The sequence below is a fragment of the Streptomyces sp. NPDC007084 genome (assembly GCF_040703595.1).
GTDB lineage: Bacteria > Actinomycetota > Actinomycetes > Streptomycetales > Streptomycetaceae > Streptomyces.
The window spans coordinates 140194-162033 of the sequence record NZ_JBEYFY010000012.1; the positions used below are offsets into that span (position 1 = coordinate 140194).

General features: G+C 73.7%; 18 protein-coding genes. 6 read left to right on the plus strand and 12 right to left on the minus strand.

The window, feature by feature from the left end:
- Nucleotides 1-65: 65 nt before the first annotated feature.
- The 8 genes from AB0912_RS13710 to AB0912_RS13745 all read right to left on the minus strand — a co-directional run bounded on the left by AB0912_RS13710 (nt 66) and on the right by AB0912_RS13745 (nt 9790).
- Nucleotides 66-1184 (minus strand): SDR family NAD(P)-dependent oxidoreductase, encoded by a 1119-nt coding sequence (locus AB0912_RS13710; protein WP_366699046.1) that lies wholly within the window; start codon nt 1182-1184, stop codon nt 66-68.
- Between the two features lie 108 nt (nt 1185-1292).
- A complete protein-coding gene (locus AB0912_RS13715) occupies nt 1293-2042 on the minus strand; it encodes an SDR family oxidoreductase (protein ID WP_366699048.1) in 750 nt (249 codons plus the stop codon).
- A 171-nt stretch (nt 2043-2213) separates the two neighbouring features.
- The gene (locus tag AB0912_RS13720; protein WP_366699050.1) at nt 2214-3683 is read right to left on the minus strand and encodes an aldehyde dehydrogenase family protein; all 1470 of its coding nucleotides are present in this window, start codon (nt 3681-3683) and stop codon (nt 2214-2216) included.
- Nucleotides 3680-5410 carry a D-aminoacylase gene (locus AB0912_RS13725; RefSeq protein WP_366699052.1) on the minus strand — a complete coding sequence of 577 codons (1731 nt, stop codon included), beginning with the start codon at nt 5408-5410 and terminating at the stop codon, nt 3680-3682. The genes AB0912_RS13720 and AB0912_RS13725 overlap by 4 nt, the downstream gene beginning before the upstream one ends.
- A gap of 14 nt (nt 5411-5424) precedes the next feature.
- Complete coding sequence (locus tag AB0912_RS13730; RefSeq protein ID WP_366699054.1) at nt 5425-6543, minus strand: LLM class flavin-dependent oxidoreductase; 1119 nt, start codon at nt 6541-6543, stop codon at nt 5425-5427.
- A gap of 143 nt (nt 6544-6686) precedes the next feature.
- Nucleotides 6687-7463, minus strand: a complete 777-nt coding sequence (locus AB0912_RS13735) for a glucose 1-dehydrogenase (RefSeq protein WP_366699056.1) — start codon at nt 7461-7463, stop codon at nt 6687-6689.
- 10 nt (nt 7464-7473) lie between these two features.
- A complete protein-coding gene (locus AB0912_RS13740) occupies nt 7474-8415 on the minus strand; it encodes an LLM class F420-dependent oxidoreductase (protein WP_366699058.1) in 942 nt (313 codons plus the stop codon).
- Nucleotides 8416-8530: 115 nt separating this feature from the next.
- Nucleotides 8531-9790, minus strand: a complete 1260-nt coding sequence (locus AB0912_RS13745) for an amidohydrolase family protein (protein ID WP_366699060.1) — start codon at nt 9788-9790, stop codon at nt 8531-8533.
- Nucleotides 9791-10069: 279 nt separating this feature from the next.
- On the opposite strand from AB0912_RS13745, the gene AB0912_RS13750 reads away from it, so the two are divergent.
- Together AB0912_RS13750 and AB0912_RS13755 are read left to right on the plus strand one after the other, a co-directional pair.
- Nucleotides 10070-13027 carry a BTAD domain-containing putative transcriptional regulator gene (locus AB0912_RS13750; protein WP_366699062.1) on the plus strand — a complete coding sequence of 986 codons (2958 nt, stop codon included), beginning with the start codon at nt 10070-10072 and terminating at the stop codon, nt 13025-13027.
- A gap of 242 nt (nt 13028-13269) precedes the next feature.
- Complete coding sequence (locus AB0912_RS13755; RefSeq protein ID WP_366699064.1) at nt 13270-13449, plus strand: hypothetical protein; 180 nt, start codon at nt 13270-13272, stop codon at nt 13447-13449.
- Nucleotides 13450-13592: 143 nt separating this feature from the next.
- On the opposite strand, the gene AB0912_RS13760 is transcribed toward AB0912_RS13755, so the two are convergent.
- Complete coding sequence (locus tag AB0912_RS13760) at nt 13593-14549, minus strand: NADP-dependent oxidoreductase (protein ID WP_366699066.1); 957 nt, start codon at nt 14547-14549, stop codon at nt 13593-13595.
- A gap of 145 nt (nt 14550-14694) precedes the next feature.
- On the opposite strand from AB0912_RS13760, the gene AB0912_RS13765 reads away from it, so the two are divergent.
- On the plus strand, nt 14695-15294 hold the full coding sequence (locus AB0912_RS13765) for a helix-turn-helix domain-containing protein (protein WP_366699068.1): 600 nt from the start codon (nt 14695-14697) through the stop codon (nt 15292-15294).
- A 93-nt stretch (nt 15295-15387) separates the two neighbouring features.
- Here AB0912_RS13765 and AB0912_RS13770 read toward each other — a convergent pair whose 3' ends face one another.
- The gene (locus tag AB0912_RS13770; protein WP_366699070.1) at nt 15388-17229 is read right to left on the minus strand and encodes a fatty acid--CoA ligase family protein; all 1842 of its coding nucleotides are present in this window, start codon (nt 17227-17229) and stop codon (nt 15388-15390) included.
- A gap of 99 nt (nt 17230-17328) precedes the next feature.
- Between AB0912_RS13770 and AB0912_RS13775 the strand changes: the two genes are divergently transcribed.
- The 3 genes from AB0912_RS13775 to AB0912_RS13785 all read left to right on the plus strand — a co-directional run bounded on the left by AB0912_RS13775 (nt 17329) and on the right by AB0912_RS13785 (nt 19815).
- The gene (locus AB0912_RS13775) at nt 17329-18477 is read left to right on the plus strand and encodes a lipid-transfer protein (RefSeq protein WP_366699072.1); all 1149 of its coding nucleotides are present in this window, start codon (nt 17329-17331) and stop codon (nt 18475-18477) included.
- A 97-nt stretch (nt 18478-18574) separates the two neighbouring features.
- Nucleotides 18575-19000, plus strand: coding sequence for an OB-fold domain-containing protein (locus tag AB0912_RS13780; RefSeq protein WP_366699101.1), 426 nt, complete (start codon nt 18575-18577; stop codon nt 18998-19000).
- Nucleotides 18997-19815 (plus strand): enoyl-CoA hydratase/isomerase family protein, encoded by an 819-nt coding sequence (locus tag AB0912_RS13785; protein ID WP_366699074.1) that lies wholly within the window; start codon nt 18997-18999, stop codon nt 19813-19815. Before AB0912_RS13780 ends, AB0912_RS13785 begins: the two co-directional genes overlap by 4 nt.
- Before the next feature lie 12 nt (nt 19816-19827).
- On the opposite strand, the gene AB0912_RS13790 is transcribed toward AB0912_RS13785, so the two are convergent.
- Complete coding sequence (locus AB0912_RS13790; protein ID WP_366699076.1) at nt 19828-20478, minus strand: hypothetical protein; 651 nt, start codon at nt 20476-20478, stop codon at nt 19828-19830.
- Between the two features lie 107 nt (nt 20479-20585).
- Nucleotides 20586-21840: PQQ-binding-like beta-propeller repeat protein (locus AB0912_RS13795; protein WP_366699078.1), on the minus strand; the 1255-nt coding region annotated here is incomplete at its 5' end.

Below are 21840 nucleotides of genomic sequence, written 5' to 3' on the forward strand. Positions count from 1 at the left end.
GGCGCCGGGCACCGCGTCGCCGCGCGGTGCCCGGGCCGGGCGTCCGGTGTCCGCCGCCGCCCGCGTCACGCCGCCGCCCGGTGCGGGGTGAGGACGTCGGCCAGGCCGATCCGGGCGAGGAAGCGGGCGCGCACCCGGTCGGCGACCTCGCTGACCTCGGCCGAGCCGTCGTCGGCCGGGTCGACGTGCACCCGGAACGGCCGCCGCCCCCACGGGGTGCCGACGATGTCCACGATCGCGTCGGCGACCAGCGAGGCGTCGGCACCGGCCGGGGCGAGCGCGGCCAGCCGGGCGCCGACCTGCTCCATCAGGGCGCCGTAGCGCTCCTCGTAGGCGGGCAGGACGGCCGTCTCGGCGGGGTGGCCGCCGGAGGCGAAGTGGTTGGTGCCGGAGGTGAAGGCGCCGGGCACGACGATGCTGGTCTCGACGCCGAACCGGGCCAGCTCGGCGGCGTAGGACACGGCGAGGGCGTCCATGGCGGCCTTGGCGGCGAAGTACGGGGCGAGGTAGGGCGGGGTGCCGCCCCGGCTGGAGCTGGAGCCGACCCAGAGCAGCAGGCCCTCGCCCCGGGCGCGCAGATGGGGCAGCGCGGCCCGGTTCACCCGCTGGGTGCCGAGCACGTTCGTGTCGTAGACGGCGGCGATCTCCTCGGGGGTGAAGGCCTCGGTCGGGCCGGTCACCATGTGGCCCGCGTTGTGCGCGACCACGTCGAGCCGGCCGGCCTGGTCGAGGACGGTGGCGACGGCGGCGTCCGCCGACTCCTGGGAGAGCACGTCGAGTTCGACCGTCCGCAGGTCGACGCCGTGCTCGGCGGCGTACGCGCGGGCCTCGTCGACGCGGGACGCGTTGCGCCCGCCGGTGTCCCGCATCGCGGCGTAGACGGTGTGCCCGGCCCGGGCGAGCGCCCGCGCGGAGAGCGCCCCGAATCCGGACCCGGCACCGGTGATGAGAACGGTGAGCCGGGGGGAGGCGCCGTCGCCACGGGGGGCCGCGGTGCCGGCGGCTGCGGTGCCGGGCGCTGCGCTGCCTGCGGCTGCGGTGCTTGAGGGCTCGGGGGCTGTGCTGTCGTCGGCGGCTGTGCCGACGTTGGTGCCGGTGTTGGTGCCGGTGTTGACAGCGCTGTCAGGGTTTCCGGTGTTGACAGCGCTGTCAGGGTTTCCGGTGCTGTGGGTGCTGTCGTTCATGGCGAGGCTCCTGGGGTGGCCGGCCGTACGGGCCGGGAGGGGGAGGTCTGGGAAGGGTGCGGCGGCTCCGGCCGGCGTCGCGGTGAGGGCGGCCGGGGTCCTGCCGTGTCAGGCGATGCCGCCGTTGGCGCGCAGGGTCTGGCCGTTGACCCAGCGGCCCGCCGGGCCCGCGAGGAAGGCGACGACGGAGGCGATGTCGTCCGGGGTGCCGAGGCGCTCCAGGGGCGGCTGGGCGGCCATCCGCGCGATGGTCTCCTCGTCCTTGCCGTCCAGGAAGAGTGCGGTGGCGGTGGGGCCGGGGGCCACGGCGTTCACGGTGATGTCCCGGCCGCGCAGTTCCCGGGCGAGGATCAGCGTGATCGCCTCGACGGCGCCCTTGGTGGCGGCGTACGCGGTGTAGCCGGGGAGGGCGAGGGCCAGTACGGAGCTGGAGAAGTTGATGATCGCGCCGCCCTCGCGCAGCCGGCGCGCGGCCTGCTGGTCCACGACGAAGGTGCCGCGGATGTTGGTGCGGTGCATGCGGTCCAGGGCGTCGAGGTCGAGGTCGACGAGCGGGGCCAGGGTCATCACCCCGGCCGCGTGGACCACGACGTCGACACCGCCGAAGGCCCGCTCGGCCGCGTCGAAGAGGGCGGCGACCTCGGACTCCTCGGCGACGTCGGCGCGGAAGGCGATGGCCTGTCCGCCCGCCTCGCCGATCGCCGTGACCGCCTTGTCGGCCTCCGTCGCGTTGCCCGCGTAGTTGACGACGACGGCGTACCCCTCGCGGGCCAGTCGTTCGGCGGTCTCGCGGCCGATGCCGCGGGAGCCTCCGGTGACGATCGCGACGCGCGGGGAGGTGCCGGTGTGCTCGCTCATGGCGTTGCTCCTTGTCCCGTCGGGGCGACGGCTCTCGCCACCCCGTCGAGAGCAACGCTACTCTTGAATGAGTAGCAGCGCTACCAATGCGCTACGGAAACGCCGTTAACAGCGCTACGCGCGTCCGTAAAACCGCAGCTCAGAGCCGACGGAACCTCTCTCGGACTTTCCTCAGCCCGGCCAGACGATCGCCTGCGTCTCGCTGTAGGCGTGCAGGGCGTACGAGCCGACGTCGCGGCCCACCCCGCTCTTCTTGAAGCCGCCGAAGGGGGCCTCCATGTTGCGGCCCACGGTGTTGACGCCGACGCCGCCCGCGCGCAGCCGGCGGGCCACGCGGAAGGCGCGGGCGATGTCGCCGGACCAGACGTAGTCGATCAGGCCGTAGTCGGAGTCGTTGGCGAGCGCGACCGCCTCGTCCTCGTCGTCGAAGGGGAGGACGACGACGACCGGGCCGAAGATCTCCTCACGGACCACCCGCATGTCGGGGGTGCAGCCGGCGAGCAGGGTGGGGGCGACGTAGAACCCGGTGTCCAGGGGCGGCCGTTCACCGCCGGTGACCACGTGGGCGCCTTCCTCGCGGCCGAGTTCGACATAGGACTCGACGCGGTCGCGGTGGGCCGCCGAGATGACCGGGCCGACCACGGTACCCCGATCACGCGGGTCCCCCACCGTCAACCGGCCCGCGTACTCGGCGAGTTGGCGGACCAGCGCGTCGTGCACCCGGCGCTGGACCAGGACCCGGGTGGGCGCGGTGCAGATCTGCCCGCTGTAGAAGGAGAAGGTCGTGCCGATGCCCGCGACCGCCGAGGCCAGGTCGGCGTCCTCGAAGACGACCGCCGCGCCCTTGCCGCCCAGCTCCATCAACTGGCGTTTCATACCGCGCCCGCACACCTCGGCGATCCGCTGCCCGACCGCGGTGGAGCCGGTGAAGCTGACCATGTCGACGTCCGCCGAGTCGACCGCCGCCTCGCCGGAGGCGGGCGTGGAGCCGCTCACCACGTTCACCACGCCCGGCGGCACCCCCGCCGCCTCCAGCGCCTCCGCCATCCGGAACACGGACAGCGGGTCCTGCGGGGCCGGCCTCACCACCACCGTGTTGCCCATCGCGAGCGCGGGGGCGATCTTGCCGGCCGGGTTGGCCCAGGGGTTGTTGTACGAGGTGACGCAGGTGACCACGCCGACCGGCTGGCGTACCGCGAGCGCGCCCATGACGGCGGCCGGGCCGAACGGGCCGGCCTCGTTGATCTGCGGCGGCAGCGGGCGCTCGACGGGTTCGGGGCGCGCGTAGCGCCGGAACCGGGCCGCCGCGACCCCCACCTGCATCCCGCGCGCCGTCCCCGTGGTGGCGCCGCTCTCGGCCCGCGCGAGGTCCGCGTAGGGGGCGAGGTGGCGTCCGATGTGGTCGGCCGCGCGGGCGAGGACGGCGCAGCGCTCGTCCGCGGGCGTGCGCGACCAGGCCGCGAACGCCTCGCGGGCCGCCGCCGCTGCCGCGTGCACCTGGGCCCGGGAGGCCTCCGGGGCGAGGCCGACGAGTTGTTCGGTGGCCGGGTCGGTCACCTCGTAGAAGCCGTCCTCGGGGGGCACCCAGGAGCCGCCGATGAACAGCGGCTGCTCGGCGGGCCACGGTCCGGCGCCCGTCACCGGGTGCTCACCGTGCGGGTGTCGCGGCCCGAGCGCAGCACGGTGCCCGGTACGGCGCCCGTCACGACGTCGTCCCGGATCGACTCGACGCCGTTGACCCACACGGCCCGTACGCCGATCGCGCGGGAGTCGAGGCGGGGGCTGCCGCCGGGCAGGTCGTGCACGAGGGTGGCCTTGCCCGCGTCGATCCGCTCCGGGTCGAACAGGACGAGGTCCGCGTGGAACCCGGTCTCGACGCGTCCGCGCTCGCGCAGCCCGAACAGCCGGGCCGGCTCGTCGGTCAGCATCCGCACCGCCCGCTCCAGCGGGACGAGCTTGCGTCCGCGCAGGCAGTCGCCGAGAAAGCGGGTGGTGTACGGGGCCCCGCACATGCGGTCCAGGTGGGCGCCCGCGTCGGAGCCGCCGAGCAGCACGTCGGGGTGGCGCCAGGTCTCGGCGCGCAGCGCCCAGGAGCCGGGGTCGTTGTCGGTCGGCATCGGCCACAGCACGGTGCGCAGGTCGTCGGCCGCGCAGATCTCCACCAGGCAGCCGAAGGGTTCCTGGCCGCGTTCGGCGGCGATGTCGCGGACGACGCGGCCGGTCAGACCCTCGTTGGCGGCGCTGTAGGTGTCGCCGATGACATAGCGGCCGAAGTCGGCGAGCCGCCGGAAGACGCCCGCCTCCTTGCTGCCCGCGCGGCGCAGCATCTCGGCGCGGACCCCGGGGTCGCGGAGTTTCGCGATGCGCTCGGGGACGGGCAGGGCGAGGACCGGGCCCCAGCCGGGGATGAGGTTGAGGGCGCAGAAGGTGCCGAGCGACATGTTCATCGGGGTGAGGATCGGCATGGTGAGCGCGACGACCCGGCCGCCGGCCTCGCGGGCGCGCTCGCTCGCCTCCAGTTGGCGCGGCACGCGTTCGGGGACGGCGGCGTCGATGGTCAGCACGTTCCAGTTGAGGGGCCGGCCCGCCGCCGCGCTCATCTCGGCGAAGAGGTCGATCTCGGCGTCGCTGAACTGGTCGAGGCAGCCGGCGACGATCGCCTCGATCTGGGTGCCCTCGTGCTCCCCCACCGCCCGGGCGAGCGCGAGGAGTTCGGCGGGGCGGGCGTGCCGGGAGGCGACCGGGTTGCCTTCGCCGTCGGAGTGGGTGGCGGACTGGGTGGTGGACAGGCCCCAGGCTCCGGCGTCCATCGCCTCGTGGAACAGCCGCAGCATCGCGTCGAGTTGCTCCGCCGTGGGCTGTCCGCCGACCGCGTCGGGGCCCATCACGTACCGGCGCAGCGCGCAGTGCCCCACCATGAAACCGGCGTTGACGGCGATCCGGCCCTCCAGGGCGTCGAGGTACTCGCCGAAGCCGTGCCAGGTCCAGGGCGCGCCCTTCTCCAGGGCGACCAGGGACATGCCCTCCACCTTGGACATCATGCGGCGGGTGTAGTCGGCGTCCTCGGGGCGGTCGGGGTGCAGCGGGGCGAGGGTGAAGCCGCAGTTGCCGCCCGCGACGGTGGTGACCCCGTGGTTGAGGGACGGGGTGGCGTAGGGGTCCCAGAAGAGCTGGGCGTCGTAGTGGGTGTGCGGGTCCACGAAGCCGGGGGCGAGGACGAGTCCGTGCGCGTCCTCGGCGGTCCGGGCCGGCTCGGTGACCGAGCCGATCGCGGCGATCCGGCCGTCCCGGACGCCGACGTCGGCGGTGCGGGCGGGCGCGCCCGTACCGTCCACGAGGGTCGCGCCCCTGATCAGGTGGTCGAGCATCGCGGAAGTACCCCCTAGACGGCCTGGCGGAACCGGGTCGTGCGGTGCACCGGGTCCGTGTCGATCTTCGGAATGACGTGCTCCCCGATCAGCCGGATCGTCTGGAGGGTCTCCTCCTTGGGGACGCCGACGGGGAGCCCGAAGCTGAGCTGGTCGGCGCCGGCCTGCTCCCAGCGCTTGCACTGGGTCAGCACCTCGTCCGGGTCGCCGCAGATCAACAGCTCCTCCTCGATGAGGAGTTCGATGAACTCGGCGTTGTACTCGGGAAGGGTCTCGGGCCAGACGGGGAAGCCCTCGGGGCGCGGGAAGGTGTCGTGGTAGCGGAAGACGAGAGAGGGCAGGTAGTGCAGCCCGCCGGCCACCGCGACGCGGATCGCCTCGTCGTGGGTGGGGGCGCAGATGGCGGTGGTGGTCACCATCACGTTGTCGTTGACGAAGTCGCCGATGGGTTCGGCGTTCACGACGGCGGTCTTGTACTGCTCCAGCACCCACTCCATGTCGGAGACCTTCTGCACGCTGAAGCCGAGCACGCCGAGCCCCTTGCGGGCGGCCATGGAGTACGAGGGCGGCGACCCGGCGGCGTACCACATCGCGGGGTGCGACTTCCCGTACGGCTTGGGCAGGACCTTGCGGGGCGGGAGCTGCCAGTGCTTGCCCTGGAAGCCGGCGTACTCGTCCTGGAGCCACATCTTCGGGAACTCGGCGATGGTCTCCTCCCAGATCTCCTTCGTGTGGTTCATGTCGGTGATGCCGGGGAGGAACCCGAGGATCTCGTGCGAGCCGGCGCCCCGGCCGGACCCGAACTCGAAGCGGTTGCCGGTGAGATGGTCGAGCATGGCGACCTTCTCGGCGACCTTCACCGGGTGGTTGACCTGGGCGAGCGGGTTGAAGATGCCGGAGCCCAGGTGGATGCGGTCCGTGGCGTGGGCCAGATAGCCGAGGTAGACGTCGTTGGCCGAGAGGTGCGAGTACTCCTCCAGAAAGTGGTGCTCGGACGCCCAGGCGTACTTGAAGCCGGACCGGTCCGCCTGGATGACGTACTCGGTCTCCTCCATCAGCGCCTTGTGCTCCGCGAGCGGATCGGTCTCGGCCCGCTTGCCCACGTATCCCTGTACAAAGAGCCCGAATTCCAAGGAGGTTCACCGTCCCCATCCGGTTATCTGACGTACCGTCAGATTGTGTGAGCCGACTGTTCCACCGCGCGCCCGCACCGTCAATAGCTGACGCCCCGTCAGGCGGAGCCGGGCCGCGCCCCGCCCGGCCAGGCCGCGCGGGGTCACAGAACGCTGACGCCCGCGAGCCAGCCCCCGTCGACCACGAACGGCTGGCCGGTGATGTACGAGGAGTCGTCGCCGGTCAGGAACAGGGCGAGCCGTGCCACGTCCTCGGGCCGGCCGATCCGGCCGAGCGGCACGAGCTTGCCGTAGAACGCGTCCAGCGCCTCCGACGCCTCCGCGCCGTCCCCGCCAGGCGCGAGCATCGCCGGGTTGCTCATCGCCGTGTCGACCGCGCCGGGGCAGACCGCGTTGACACGGATGCCCTTCTCGGCGAGTTCGAGGGCCGCCACCCGGGTCAGTCCGACGATGGCGTGCTTGGTCGCCGCGTACGCGCCCACGTACGCCATGCCGGTGAGCCCGGTGAAGGAGGCGGTGTTCACGATCGTGCCGCCGCCCGCCTCGGCGATCTCCGGCGCGAGGGTCTTGATGCCGAGGAACACCCCGATCTGGTTGACCTGCACGATCCGCACGAACTCGGCCAGCGGGGTGTCGACCAGCGTGTTGAAGCGCAAGATGCCGGCGTTGTTGACCAGCCCGTCGATCCGTCCGTACGCGTCCTTCACCGAGGCCACCGCCGCCGCCCAGTCGGCCTCCTCGCTCACGTCCAGGTGGACGTAGTGCGCGCCGATCTCCTCGGCCAGCGCCCGGCCCCGCTCGTCCAGCACGTCCGCGACGGCCACCCGCGCGCCCTCCGCCGCGAAGAGCCGCGCCTCCTGCTCGCCCTGCCCGCGCGCCGCGCCGGTGATCACCACGACACGTCCGTCCAGCTTGCCCATGACCGACTCCCTAGCTGAGGTGGGGTGCGACGTCCGAGCCGAACGCCGCCATCTGGTCGAGGAGTTCGGCGCGGCCCCGGCTGCGGAACCGCACCTGGATCTGGTGCACGCCCATCGCGCCGTACGCCCGCAGCGACTCGGCGACCGCCTCGGGCGGCCCGTGCAGCGTGCGGCGGCCGACCTCCCAGCCGGGCGTGCCGACGTACAGCGGTTCGGTGATGGCGCCGATGGTCAGGGGCTCCGCGATGCCCGCGCCCTCGCGCAGCTCCCCGAGCCGGGCGATCTGGGCGGGCAGCCGGTCGCGCGGGTCGCCCTGCGGCAGCCAGCCGTCGCCGCGCAGCGCGGCCCGGCGGACGGCGGCGGGCGAGGAGCCGCCCACCCAGACGGGCACCCGCTCCTGCGCGGGCCGGGGCCGCTGGCCCAGCCCCTCGAAGTCGTACGTCTTGCCGTGGTGGACGGGGAACTCGTCCGGGCCGAGCGCGGCGCGCAGCGCGTCGATCGTCTCGTCCAGGACCGCTCCCCGGTGCGCGAAGTCGGCCCCGACGGCGGTGAACTCCTCCTCCACGTGTCCGGCGCCGACGCCGAGGACGAGACGTCCGCCGGAGAGGTGGTCGAGGGTGGCGTACTGCTTGGCGGTCACCAGCGGGTGCCGGAGCCCGACGATCGCGACATGGCTGAGCAGCCGGACCCGTTCGGTGACCGCCGCGAGGTGGGCGAGGGTGGCGACCGGGTCGTACCAGACGGTGCTCATCGCGTCGGCGAGCCGGCGCGGGATGGCGACGTGGTCGCAGGCCGCGATGTAGGCGAAGCCGGCGCGGTCGGCGGCCCGGGCGACCTCCACCAGGTCGGCGGGTCCGGCGTCCGCCTCCCAGCCTTGCGCGTACATGGTGCTCTGCGACTGGACCGGGAGCTGCATCCCGTAGGCCGGCCGCCCTTCGGGCAGTGTCTGCATGGGCCCGCACCCCTTATCCGACGTTCCGTCACTCGGACGGCTGCTGGCCGCCATCGTCGTATCTGACGGTCCGTCAGACAAGGGCCAGGCGGCAGCGGCCCGGCGGCGAGGTGCCTCAGCCCGCCCAGAGTCCCTCGGGGGTGAGCCCGAGGAGGTCGATCGCGTTGCGCCGGACGATCCGGTCGACCACGTCGGCGTCCAGGTGGCCCATCTGGGACTCCCCGACCTCCCGGGACTTGGGCCAGGTGGAGTCGGAGTGCGGGTAGTCGGTCTCGTAGAGGACGTTGCCGACGCCGATCGCGTCGAGGTTCCTCAGACCGAAGGCGTCGTCGAAGAAACAGCCGTAGACGTGCTCGGCGAAGAGTTCGGACGGCGGGCGGCGCACCTTGTCCGCGACGCCGCCCCAGCCGCGGTTCTCCTCCCAGACGACGTCGGCCCGTTCGAGGATGTAGGGAATCCAGCCGATCTGCCCCTCCGCGTACATCACCTTGAGGTCGGGGAAGCGCTCGAACTTGCCGCTCATCAGCCAGTCGACCATCGAGAAGCAGCAGTTGGCGAAGGTGATGGTGGAGCCGACGGCGGGCGGCGCGTCGGCGGAGGTGGAGGGCATCCTGCTGCTGGACCCGATGTGCATGGCGATGACGGTGCCCGTCTCGTCGCAGGCGGCGAGGAAGGGGTCCCAGTCGTCGGTGTGCACCGACGGCAGCCCGAGGTGGGGCGGGATCTCGGAGAAGGCGACCGCCCGGACGCCGCGCGCCGCGTTGCGCCGCACCTCCTCGGCGGCGAGCCGGGCGTCCCAGAGCGGGACGAGGGTGAGCGGTATCAGGCGCCCCTGGGCCTTGGGCCCGCACCACTCCTCCACCATCCAGTCGTTGTAGGCCCTCACCCCGAGCAGGCCCAGCTCGCGGTCGGCGGCCTCGGTGAACGTCTGGCCGCAGAAGCGGGGGAAGGTGGGGAAACACAGGGCGGACTGGACGTGGTTGACGTCCATGTCCGCGAGCCGCTCGGGCACGTCGTAGGAGCCGGGGCGCATCTGCTCGTAGGTGATGACCTCCAGCCTGATCTCGTCGCGGTCGTAGCCGACGGCCGTGTCGAGGCGGGTGAGGGGGCGGTGCAGGTCCTCGTAGACCCACCAGTCGCCGAGCGGCCCCTCGTCACCGGGGGCGCCCATGACGGGGGCGAACCTGCCGCCCAGGAAGGTCATTTCCTTCAGGGGCGCCCGGACGATACGGGGGCCGGTGTCCTGGTACTTCGCGGGCAGCCGGTCGCGCCACACGCCGGGCGGCTCGACCGTGTGGTCGTCCACCGAGATGATCCTCGGAAAGGCGGTCCCGTCGTCCGCCGAGGGGCTCTGCGGGGTTTCCGTGGTCTCCATACCGGCCACGGTAGCGCCGATCTGACGGAGCGTCAGCTATCTGTTCCGGGGGGATGCCGGCGGGCGCCCGCGTCGCGAGGGACCCCCGGGAAGGCGGTGCCCGGCGGCGCGGAGGGACGGATGCGGGTGCGGAGGCGGTGTGAGGGCCGTGTGCGGCACCCGTGACCCCTCCCGTGATCGCCCACCCCGCCCTGTGATCGCTGTCTCGCACGGCTGACGCATCCCCCGAGAACAAGGCAAACTGGCCTCGTTGTACTGACGTTCGGCAGGGGGACAGCGATGGACGGTGTGCCGCGGGTGCCGGAGCAGCGACGCCCGGGCTCGGAGGAGCCCGCCGCGTTGCGCTTCAGCGTGCTCGGACCGGTGCGCGCCTGGCTCGGCGACGCGTTGCTGCCGGCCGGATCGCCGCAGCAACGCGCGCTGCTGGCCGCGCTGCTGCTCCGGGACGGCCGCACGGCCACGGCCGCCGAGCTGATCGACGCCCTCTGGGGCGACGAGCCGCCCTCCCAGGCGCTGGCCGCCGTCCGTACGTACGCCTCCCGGCTGCGCAAGGCGCTCGGCACCGAGGTGCTGGTCAGCGAGTCCGGCGGATACGCGATCCGCTCCCTCGGCGAGGGCGCGCTCGACCACACCCGCGCCCAGGAACTCGCCGGTCTCGCGGACAAGGCGCGCGCCGGGGGCGACCTGCCCCGCGCCCGCGGACTGCTGCGGGACGCCCTCGCGCTGTGGGACGGCGAACCCCTCGCGAGCGTCCCCGGCCCCTACGCGGAGACCCAGCGGGCCCGCCTCGAGGAGTGGCGGCTGCAACTCCTCGAATCGCGGCTGGACATGGACCTGGAGCAGGGCTGCCACGCGGAGGCCGTCTCCGAACTGACCGCGCTCACCGCCGCGCACCCGCTGCGCGAGCGGCTGCGGGAGCTGCTGATGCTGGCCCTGTACCGCTCCGGGCGGCAGGCCGAGGCGCTCGCGGTGTTCGCTGACACCCGGCGGCTGCTCGCCGACGAACTGGGGGTGGACCCGCGCGCGGGCCTGAAGGACCTCCAGCAGCGCATCCTCCAGGCCGACCCCGGCCTCGCGGAGCCCTCCGCCCCGGCGGCCGAGCCCGCGGCGGCGCCCGTCCGGCCCGCCCAACTCCCGGCCACGGTGACCGACTTCACCGGCCGCGCGTCCTTCGTACAGGAACTCGGTGACGTCCTCGCCGCCGCCTCCCTGGACGAGGGCCGGGTGATGGCCGTCTCCGCGCTGGCGGGCATCGGCGGCGTCGGCAAGACCACCCTCGCCGTGCACGTGGCGCACCAGGCGCGCGGCGCCTTCCCCGACGGCCAGCTCTACGTCGACCTCCAGGGCGCCGGATCGCGGGCCGCCGAACCCGAGGCGGTGCTCGGCGCCTTCCTGCGGGCCCTCGGCACGGCGGACACCGCCATCCCCGACTCGCTGGAGGAACGCTCCGCGCTCTACCGCTCCGTCCTCGACGGCCGCCGCGTCCTCGTGCTGCTCGACAACGCCCGCGACGCCGCCCAGGTGCGCCCGCTGCTGCCCGGCACCGAGGGGTGCGCGGCGCTGGTGACCTCCCGGACGCGGATGGTGGGCCTGGCGGGCGCCCATCTCGTGGACCTCGACGTGATGTCCCCCGAGGAGGCGCTCCAGCTCTTCACGAAGATCGTCGGCCGGGAGCGGGTCGCCTCCGAGCGGGAGGCGGCGCTCGACGTGGTCGCCGCGTGCGGGTTCCTGCCGCTGGCGATCCGCATCGCGGCGTCCCGGCTGGCCGCCCGGCGCACCTGGACGGTGTCGGTGCTGGCGGCCAAGCTCGCCGACGAGCGGCGCCGGCTGGACGAACTCCAGGCCGGCGACCTGGCCGTGAAGGCCACCTTCGAACTCGGCTACGGCCAGCTCGAACCGGCCCAGGCCCGCGCCTTCCGCCTGCTGGGCCTGGCCGACGGCCCGGACATCTCCCTCGCCGCCGCGGCGGCCCTCCTCGACCTGCCGGCCGAGGACACCGAGGACCTGCTGGAATCCCTGGTCGACACCTCCCTCCTGGAGTCCGCCGCCCCCGGCCGCTACCGCTACCACGACCTCGTCCGCCTCTACGCCCGCGCCTGCGCCGAACGCGACGAACAGCCGCCCACGGAACGCGCGGCGGCGATGTCCCGCCTCCTGGACTTCTACCTGGCCACGGCGGCGGGCGTATACGCCCTCGAACGGCCGGGCGACCGACTGGTGGACCATCTGGAGCCCACCCGGACCGAGGGCCTCGCCTTCGCCGACCGCAAGGCCTCCTGGGACTGGCTCTACTCCGAGGCCGTACCCCTGCTCGCCTGTGTCCGGCAGTCGGCCACCGGGCCGACGCTGCGCCGCGCCATCGACCTGCTGTGGGCGGCGGTCGACCTCGCGGAGTCGGGGGCCAACTCCAAGGAGTACGAGGCTGCCGCTGCCGCCCTGCGCGACGCCGCCCGCGCCGCCCGTGACGCCCGCGCGGAAGGACGCGCGGGCGTCGTCCTGAGCAACGCGCTGCTCTTCTCCGGGGTGTTCGACCAGGCGTACCGGGAGGCGCAGCAGGCGCTCCGGTTCGCCGAGGCCTCCGACGACCCGCTGCCCTGCTGCTGGGCGGCGAACATCCTCGGCAGCATCGCCTTCTACCAGAAGCGCTACACGGACGCCGAGGGCTACTTCAGCCGGGCCGTCGAGGAGTTCCGCGGCTGCGGCGACCTGGCCGGTTCGGCGAGCCCGCTGTGCAACCTGTCCCGGCTGCACCTGGCGACGGGCCGGGCGGACAGCGCCGTCGTCCTCGCCGGGCAGGGCACCGAGATCTACGAGACCCTCGGCCACTCCCTGCGGGTGGCGAACGGCCGGTACGCCCTCGGGATGGCCCTCGGCAAGAGCGGCCGCCACGCGGATGCCACGAGCCAGCTCGAAGAGGCGCTGCGCGTCTTCCGCGACAGCCGCCAGCGCCTGTGGGAGGGCATGGCCCTGTGCCGGCTCGCGGAGGTCGACCTCGACGCCCGCGACCCCGGCCGCGCGGCGGGCAACGCCGAGATGGCGCTGACCGTGCTGCGGGGCATCGGCGGGGAGTGGCGCCGGGGCAACGTCCTGACCGTCCTGGGCAAGTCGCTGAGCGGAATCGGCCAGTCGGGCCGGGCGCAGGTCTGCTGGCGCGAGGCCCTGGACATCTACGAGAAGCTGGACTCGCCGGAGGCGTCGGAGGTCCGCGCGCTGCTGACGCCGGTGGCCGCCGCGTAGCCCCGCCGGGACGCCCGCCCCAAAGGCCCGGTTCCCGGCGGGCGTTCATCATTCGTTTATCGCCAACCGGCACTCTCTGTCGTGTCGATCCGTCGCGTCGGGGGGCAGACGGACCGCCACAGTGGTCGCCGAGCCCACGGTCTAGGGTGGGCGACCCGAGTGGCCCGCCCGGCCGTCCTCGGGGGAATGGCCGGGCGGGCCCCGTAGTCCCAGAAAGAGTCACCACAAGGGGAGGCAGCACCATGAGCGAGACCGAGAAGCCGAAGACCGAGCCGGACAACACCCACGTCACCGGTGGCGAGGACGGCGAGGAGATCACGCCGCTCAACACCCACGTCACGAGCAGCCCGATCAAGCCGGTCGGCACGACGGGCGACGAGACCAAGCCGGACAACACCCACGTGACGGGCAACCCGGCCTAGAGCCGCACCACACGGGGAACGTCGGCCGCGGCGGCGCGGAGGGGGAGCCGCCGCGGCCGGCGTGTGTGCGGGGGACGCTTTGAGCCACCGGGGGGGGCGTCAGACCGGTAGGTCACGCCATGGGACGCCGGTCCGGGAAGACCTCAGAGGTCGATGACTACCTTGCCGCGCACATGCCGTCCGGCCTGGAGTTCGACCGCCTGGCGGACGCGCTCGACCGGGAAGCTTTCCGCGACGGGCACCCGGAGCCGCCCCGCCGCGACCAGGCGGGCGATCTCCTCCAGGGCGCCGGGAGCCGCGTCCGCGCCGTTGGCCGCCGTCACGCCGTCGACCCGCGCGGCGATCGTGCAGACGCGGCCGTCCGGGACGCCCAGCTTCCGCGCGGCGTGCACGGTCTCCTCCCCGTACAGGTCGATGGCGGCGGTGACACCGCCGGGGGCGAGGGCTCGGACCCGGTCGGCCAGGCCGTCACCGTAGGCGACCGGCTCGGCTCCGAGACCGCGCAGGAAATCGGCCGACGACGCCGACCCCGTCCCGATCACCCGAGCCCCGGCGATCCGGGCCAACTGGACGGCGAACACCCCGACCCCGCCCCCCGCGCCACCGATCAGCACCGTGTCGTCCGGGCCGAGGCCGACCACGGCGAGGGCGGCGGATGCCGTGCGCCCGGCGATGGTGAGGGTGGCGGCGGTACGGTCGTCCACGCCGTCGGGCGTGTGGTGGGCCTCGTCCGCCGCCGTCCCCTCGGCCTGGTTGATCACCACGAAGTCCGCGACGGCCCGGGACAGGGCGCCGCCGAACACCCGGTCCCCTGGCGCGAAGCCGGTCACCCCGTCACCGACCTGGTCCACCACTCCCGCGTAGTCGGTTCCGAACCCGGCCGGGAGGCTCAGGCCGAACCGGGCGGCGGTCTCGGCGTCGGCGGTCATGATCCAGTCCATCGGGTTCAGGCCGGCCGCGGTGACCCGCACCCGGAGCTGTCCCGGGCCGGCCTGCGGAGCGGGAACCTCGCGGAGGTCCAGGACTTCGGGGCCGCCGAATGAATCGAGCCGGACAGCCCTGCTGCTGCCGGCCGGCGGTGGATCGTTCTGTTGCCGCATGGATGCCCGTCTCCTTCGGATCGAGGGAACACATCGAAACGGACTATGATCCGTTTACATGAACGACGGTAACACAAACGGATCGCGTTCCGTTTCCCCCGGGCCGGAGGCACGCACCCCACGGGCGGACGGGCGCACACCGCGGGTGGAGGCAGGCACGCCGCAGGGGGAGGCACGCACGCCGCGGGCGGACGCGCTCCGTAACCGCGACCAGTTGCTCGCGGTGGCGACCCGCGCGTTCGCCTCGGCCGACACCGAGCCGTCGATGCGCGCGATCGCCCGCCAGGCCGGGGTCGGCATCGCCACGCTCTACCGGCACTTCCCGACCCGCGAGTCGCTGGTCGACGCGGTCTACCGGGACCAGGTCGTACGGCTGACGGCCGGCGCCCGCGACCTGCTCGGCGAGATGCCCCCGGCCGCGGCGATGCGCTGCTGGATGAACCTGTTCGGGGACTGGATCGCGACGAAGAACGGCATGCTCGACACGCTGGTCACGATGATCGAGTCGGGCGAGATCACGCACGCGCAAACCCGGACCGAGCTGCTGACGGCCATCACCACGATCCTCGACGCCGGCCGCGCGGCGGACGATCTCCGCTCCGATGTCACCGCCGACGACGTCGCGGCCGCCCTCATCGGCATCTTCACGGTGGCCCCCCGGCCCCAGCGCGAGGCCCAGGCGGCCCGCCTCCTGGACCTCCTCATGGACGGCCTCCGCCCGGCCGCCCGCCCGCCCGCACCCTGACCCCCCGGAGGGGATCTGAGGCACCGGGGACCTCTTCCAACTCGGGCACACCGTCTGCGACGTGGGACACTTGGGAGGAGTGCGCGGGTGACCTCACCCGCCGCCCCGCAACTCCCCCTTGACCACCTTCCCGCTCGCGTTGCGCGGGAGTTCGTGGACGAACTCGATGGTTCGGGGGACCTTGTAGTTGGCCATTTCGCGGCGGGACCAGGCGATCAGGTCGTCCGCGGTGAGGGTGGAGCGGGGGCGGCGGACGACGTAGGCGCGGCCCACCTCGCCCAGGCGGGGGTCGGGGGTGCCGACGACCGCGACGTCCGCGACATCCGGGTGCAGGCCGAGGAGTTGCTCTATCTCGGCCGGATACGCGTTGAAGCCGCCGACGATGAACATGTCCTTGATCCGGTCGGTGATACGGAGGTTCCCGGCGCCGTCCAGGACGCCGACGTCACCGGTGCGCAGCCAGCCGTCCGGGGAGAGCACCTCCGCCGTCGCCGCCGGGTCCTCGAAGTAGCCGCTCATGACGTTGAATCCGCGCACCAGCACCTCCCCGGGCGATCCGGGCGGGACCTCGGCGCCCGAGGCGTCCACCACCCGCACCTCGGTGCCGGGGACGGCCCGGCCCGAGGTGGTGGCGATCACCTCCGGCGGGTCTCCCCTGCGGCACATGGTGACGATCCCGCTCGCCTCGGAGAGGCCGTACGCCGTCAGGACGGTGGCCACGCCGAGTTCCGCGCGCAGGCGTTCCACCAGCCGCAGCGGCACCACCGCCGCGCCGGTGACGACCAGCCGCAGGGCTGACAGGTCGTGCGCGTCCCGGGCGGGATGGTCCAGGAGCGACTGGTGGAGGGTCGGCGGTCCGGGCAGCACCGAGACGCGTTCCGCCGCCACGTTCGCGAGGACCGTGTCCACGTTGAACACCGGCTGCGGGATCATCGTCGCCCCGCGCATCAGGCAGGCGATGATCCCGGCCTTGTAGCCGAAGGTGTGGAAGAACGGGTTCACGATCAGATAGCGGTCGCCCTCGCGCAGGCCCGCGAGGGCGCTCCAGATCTCGTAGCCGCGCAGCGTCTGCGCGTGGGTGATCAGGGCGCCCTTCGGCCGGCCGGTGGTACCGGAGGTGAAGACGATGTCCGAGGGGTCGGCGCCGGAGACGGCGGCGGCCCTGCGGCGCACCGCGTCGGCGCCCACCCCCTCGCCCTTGGCGAGGAAGTCCTTCCAGGTCCAGAAGTCGGCGGGCGCGTCGTCCCCGAGGACCACGACCTGCCGCAGATACGGAAGCCCGGGCAGCGGCCCCGACCCCGGGCGCCCATCCCGCCCCGACCCCGGGTCCCCATCCCACCCCCGCCCCGGGCCCCCATCCCACCCCCGACCCGAATCCACCCCCCACCCCGGGTCCACTCCGCGCCCCTCCGCCGGGCCCGCGCCCCCTCCGTCCGCCGGGCCCGCGCCCCCTCTCTCCCCCGGGCCCGCCGCCCGGCCCTCACCGGCCCCCGGTCGGCTCCCCTCCCCCGACCCCGGGTCCGCGCTCTGCCCCGCCCCGGGCCCCACCCCCGCCGCCCTCCGCAACGACGCCACATACGACGTCCCGAGAAACGTCCCGGTCACGAACAGCAGCCTCGCCCTGCTGCTGTTCAGGACGTACGCCGCCTCGGCGCCCTTGAAGCGGGTGTTGAGGGGGACCAGGACCGCGCCCGCCGACACCGCGCCGAGGGCGGAGACGATCCAGTCGAGGGTGTTCGGGGCCCAGATGGCCACCCGGTCACCGGGGCGCACCCCGCTCGCCAGACAGGCCGCCGCCGCCCGCTCGACCCGGGCGCCCAGCTCCTCGTACGTGACGCGGGTGCGGCCCTCGACGACCGCCCCGCGGCCGGCGAAGCGGGTGGCCGCCGACCGCACCAGCCCCGGGACGCTTCCCCACTCCAGGTCACCGCGCATCGCGCACCTCCCGCCGCAGCACCACTAGCTGACTGACCGTCAGATTAGCTGTAGCCTGACGGACTGTCAGCAGCCGGGACCGTCCTCGGAGGTGCACCCATGCCAGGGATCAAGGACGCCACAGCCGTCGTCGGCATCGGCCAGACCGCGTTCGCCAGGCAACTCCCGGACTCGGAGAAGACGTTGGCCTGCCGGGCGATCCTCGCCGCGCTGGACGACGCGGGCATCGCACCCGCCGAGGTCGACGGACTCGCCTCCTACACCATGGAGGAGACCGACGAGGTGGAGGTCGCCAAGTCCGTCGGGCTCGGCGACCTCACCTTCTTCGGCAAGGTGGGCTACGGCGGCGGCGGTTCCTGCGCCACGGTCGCGCACCTCGCCGCCGCGATAGCCACCGGCCAGGCGACGGTGGGCGTGGCCTGGCGGTCGCGGAAACGGGGTTCGGGCCCCCGCCCGTGGAAAAACACCACCGTCCAGCTCCCCACCCCGGCCCAGTGGACCCGCCCCTTCGGCCTGCTGCGGCCCGCCGACGAGATCGGGATGCTGGCCCGCCGCTATATGCACGAGTACGGGGCGACCCGCGACCACCTGTTCAACGTCGCGCTGGCCTGCCGCAACCGCGCCAACCAGAACCCGGCCGCGATGATGTACGAACGCCCGCTGACCCGCGAGATGTACATGACCTCCCGGTGGATCAGCGAACCCCTCTGTCTCTTCGACAACTGCCTGGAGACGGACGGCGCGCTGGCCTGTGTCCTCGTTTCCGCCGAACGCGCCCGCGACTGCCGCCGGCGGCCTGTCTACGTCCACTCCGCGGCCCAGGGCCTGCCCGCCCAGCACCACGGGATGGTCAACTACTGGAACGACGACCCGCTCACCGGCCCCGCCTGGACCGCCGCCCGACACCTGTGGAAACACGCCGACTTCACGCCCGAGGACGTCGACGTGGCGCAGATCTACGACGCGTTCACCCCGCTCGTCCCGCTCTCCCTGGAGGGCTACGGCTTCTGCGGACGCGGCGAGGGCGCGGCTTTCACCGAGGGCGGCGCCCTGGAGATCGGCGGCCGGCTGCCGCTGAACACCGGCGGCGGCGGGCTCAGCGAGGCCTATGTGCACGGCTTCAACCTCATCAACGAGGGTGTGAAGCAGTTGCGCGGCACGAGCACGGCGCAGGTGCCGGGTGCGGCGACCTGCCTGGTCACGGCGGGGGAAGGGGTCCCCACCTCCGCACTGCTGCTGAGGAGTTGAGATGCACCGGCCGTCCCCCTCCGCCCAAGGTTCCTCCCCCTCCCCCAACGGGTCCGCGCCCTCTCGCGAGGAGCCCCCGCCCTCCCCCGAGGAGCCCCTGCTCTCCCCCGTTCCGGACGACGACGGCGCGCCCTTCTGGGAGTACGCCGCCCGGGGCGAACTGCGCGTCCAGGACTGCGCCGACTGCGGCGAACTCCGCTTCCCGCCCCGCCCCTGCTGCCCGCACTGCCACTCCTTCGCGAGCACCTGGCGGGCGATGAGCGGCCGGGGCAGGATCTGGTCGTACGTCGTGCCGCATCCGCCGCTCCTGCCCGCCTACGCGGCGCTGGCCGGGTACAACGCGATCGTCGTGGAACTGGCCGACGCGCCCCGCGTCCGGCTGGTCGGCAACCTGGTGAGCGGCCCCGGTGCGCCCCTCAACTCCGTCGCCCCGGACCGCATCCGGATCGGCGCCCGGGTGCAGGCGGTGTTCGCCGAGGTGAACGGCGTGACCGTACCGCGCTGGGTCCTGGAGCGGGCGTGAGCGGGAACGGCGACCGCGGGGCGCCCGGCGGGCACCGGGAGCACGGTCTGCGCATCGCCGTCGACGCGGACACCGGCGTCGCCGTCCTCACCCTCGACCGGCCCCGCCGGCTGAACGCCGTCGACCTGGAAACAGCCGCCGAACTCGCCGCCACCTGGCGGGCGTTGCGCTACGACGACACCGTACGGGCGGTCGTCGTGACCGGCGCCGGGACGCGGGCCTTCTGCACCGGCGTCGACCGGGACGCGACCGTGCCGCAGCCCTCCTCGCCGTACATGGTGGACGACCCGCTCGCCACGATCGGGCCGAAGGCGAACGACCTGTGGAAGCCGGTGATCGCCGCCGTGAACGGGATGGCGTGCGGCGGCGCCTTCTATCTGCTCGGGGAGGCCGAGTTCGTGGTCGCCGACGAGGAGGCCGCCTTCTTCGACCCGCACACCACGTACGGCATGGTCAGCGCGTACGAGTCGGTGTACCTCGCGCAGCGCATGCCGTTCGGGGAGGTGGCCCGGATGGCGCTGATGGGCACCGCCGAACGGATCTCCGCCCGGCGCGCCTACGAGGTCGGCCTGGTCTCCGAACTCACCGCTCCCGGCGGGGCGTTGGCGGCGGCCGTGGCCTGCGCGACCGTCATCGCGTCCTATCCGGCGGACGCCGTCCAGGGCACCGTACGGGCGCTCTGGCAGGCGCAGGAGGCCACCCGCGCGGCGGCTCTCGCGCATGCCCCGCAGCTCGTCTCGCTCGGCAATCTGCCGGGCGAGCGGCAGGCGGAGCTGTTCGCGGGACGGCGCCCGGGCGGGTTCCGCACGCGGTGAGGGCCGCTCAGCTCACCGGTCGGCGGTGGCCCGGGGGTCGACCGCGCAGTGGTCGATCCGGTCCACGACGCCCGTACCGGCGGCGGCGATCCGCAGGCTCGCCCTGCCCTTCGCGGGTACCGACACCTGGCTGGTGGCGTCGGCCAGGGTACGGCCGGTGGCGTCCTTGTAGCCGACCTTCACGGTGAAGAGGGCCTCGCGCCCGTTGGGGTTGCGGACCTCGACGGTCGTGTACGGGTCCGCCGTGCTCGCGCAGCGCTTGAGCACCGCCGTGCCGTCCTTCAGGGCCCGGGCGGTGCCGGAGGAGGAGGTGGAGGTGGAGGTGGAACGGTGGGTCGGCCGGGAACGGTACGTGCCGCCCGTGCCGCTCGCCCCGCCGTCGCCGCTCGTGCCGGAGCCGTACGTGTCGCCGGTCGGGCTGTCGTACGGGTCGCTGGTGGACGAACTCCCGCCGTACGAGCCATGTCCGTAGGAGCCGCCGCCCGACGAGGACGACGAGGACGACGAACTGTCGTGGTCCTGGCGGGAGCTGCTGCACCCGCCGCCACCACCGCCGCTGTGATGGCTGCGGCTGCCGTGCCGCCCCGTCGAGAAACCGGTCAGTGCCAGCACCACCAGCACCGAGACCGCCGTGAACCTGAGCGTGCACCCCCGCGTGTACATGCCATCAGGTTACCGTGGCGGGCGCGTCAGCCCCGGTGAGGGGTTGCCACAGCCACCGGCGGCACACGGGTCCCCGGCGACACGGGACGGGTGGGACCGGCGAGGCCTCACGTCGTACGGGCCGTCCCGGTGCCCTTCTCCGCGTCCAGCGCGTACACACAGCGGTCCTTGCTGCACGCGTACACGACACCGTCCTTGACGACGGGGGCGCCGGTGATCTCGCCGCCGGTCGCCAGCTTCCAGCGCAGCCGTCCGTCGTCGGCCTTCAGCGTGTACAGCAGGTGGTCCGTCGAGCCGAAGTGGATCCGGCCCTCGGCGACCGCGGGGGCGCCGACCAGGTCGCCGCCCGCCTGGAAGCGCCACTTGGGGGTGCCGGTCACCGCGTCCAGCGTGTACAGGCCCTTGCCGCTGCCCACGTGGACGTGGCCCGCGGCGACCAGGACGGGGTCGACGGAGGCGCGGGACTCGGTGGCGATGCGCCAGCGGTCGCGGCCGTCGGTGGCGTCGAGGGCGTACACCGTGCCCAGGTAGTCGGCGAGGTAGACGCCGCCGCCCGTCACGGCGGGGCCCGGCGCGAAGGTGGGCGGGCTGAGGAAGACGGCCGGCGCCTCGAAGTGCCAGCGGACCCGGCCGCTCGCCACGTCGACGGCGAGCACCCGGGTGCCGGCCGAGATGTACGCGTAGCCGTCGGGGGCGTGGGTGATCCGCACCGGCACGCCGCCGCAGGAGGCCGCGTCGCCGATGGGGTAGGTCCAGCGCTCCTCGCCGGTACGGGCGTCCAGCGCGCGCAGCCGGGCGTCCTTCCAGACGTAGACCGTGCCCTCGTGGACGGACGGGCCGGCCTCCGGGGACTCGAAGTCCGTCTGGGCGCCGGTGATCTCCCAGAGTTTCCGCCCGTTGGAGGCCTCCCACGCCTGGACGCCGCCGCCGCGGGTGCCGGTGACGACCGTGCCCCGGTCGGCCTTGAGGGAGTAGACCCAGGCGTCCGTGGACAGCCGCCACAGGTCGGTGCCCTCGCGGGCGTCGAGCGCGAACAGCGTCGGCCCGTCCGAGGCGTGGATCCGGCCGTCCGCGACGGCCATCGACCAGGCCACGTCACGCGTCTTGAAGCGGCGGCGGCCGGTCGCCACGTCGAGGGCGTGCACCTCGAAGGAGGTGACGTAGACGAGGTCATCGGCGACCGAGGGGGTGCCCCAGACGTCGTTCGACATGCGGAAACGCCAGGGACGCCAGCCCGCGGGCGCGTCCGGGGCGGCGGGTGGCGCGACGGGCGGGGCGACCGTGGGCGCGAGGTCCGCGCCGTTCACCCCGGCGCGCGGCCGGGACCAGGAGGCGGCGAGACCGGCCTCCGGCGGGGGCGCC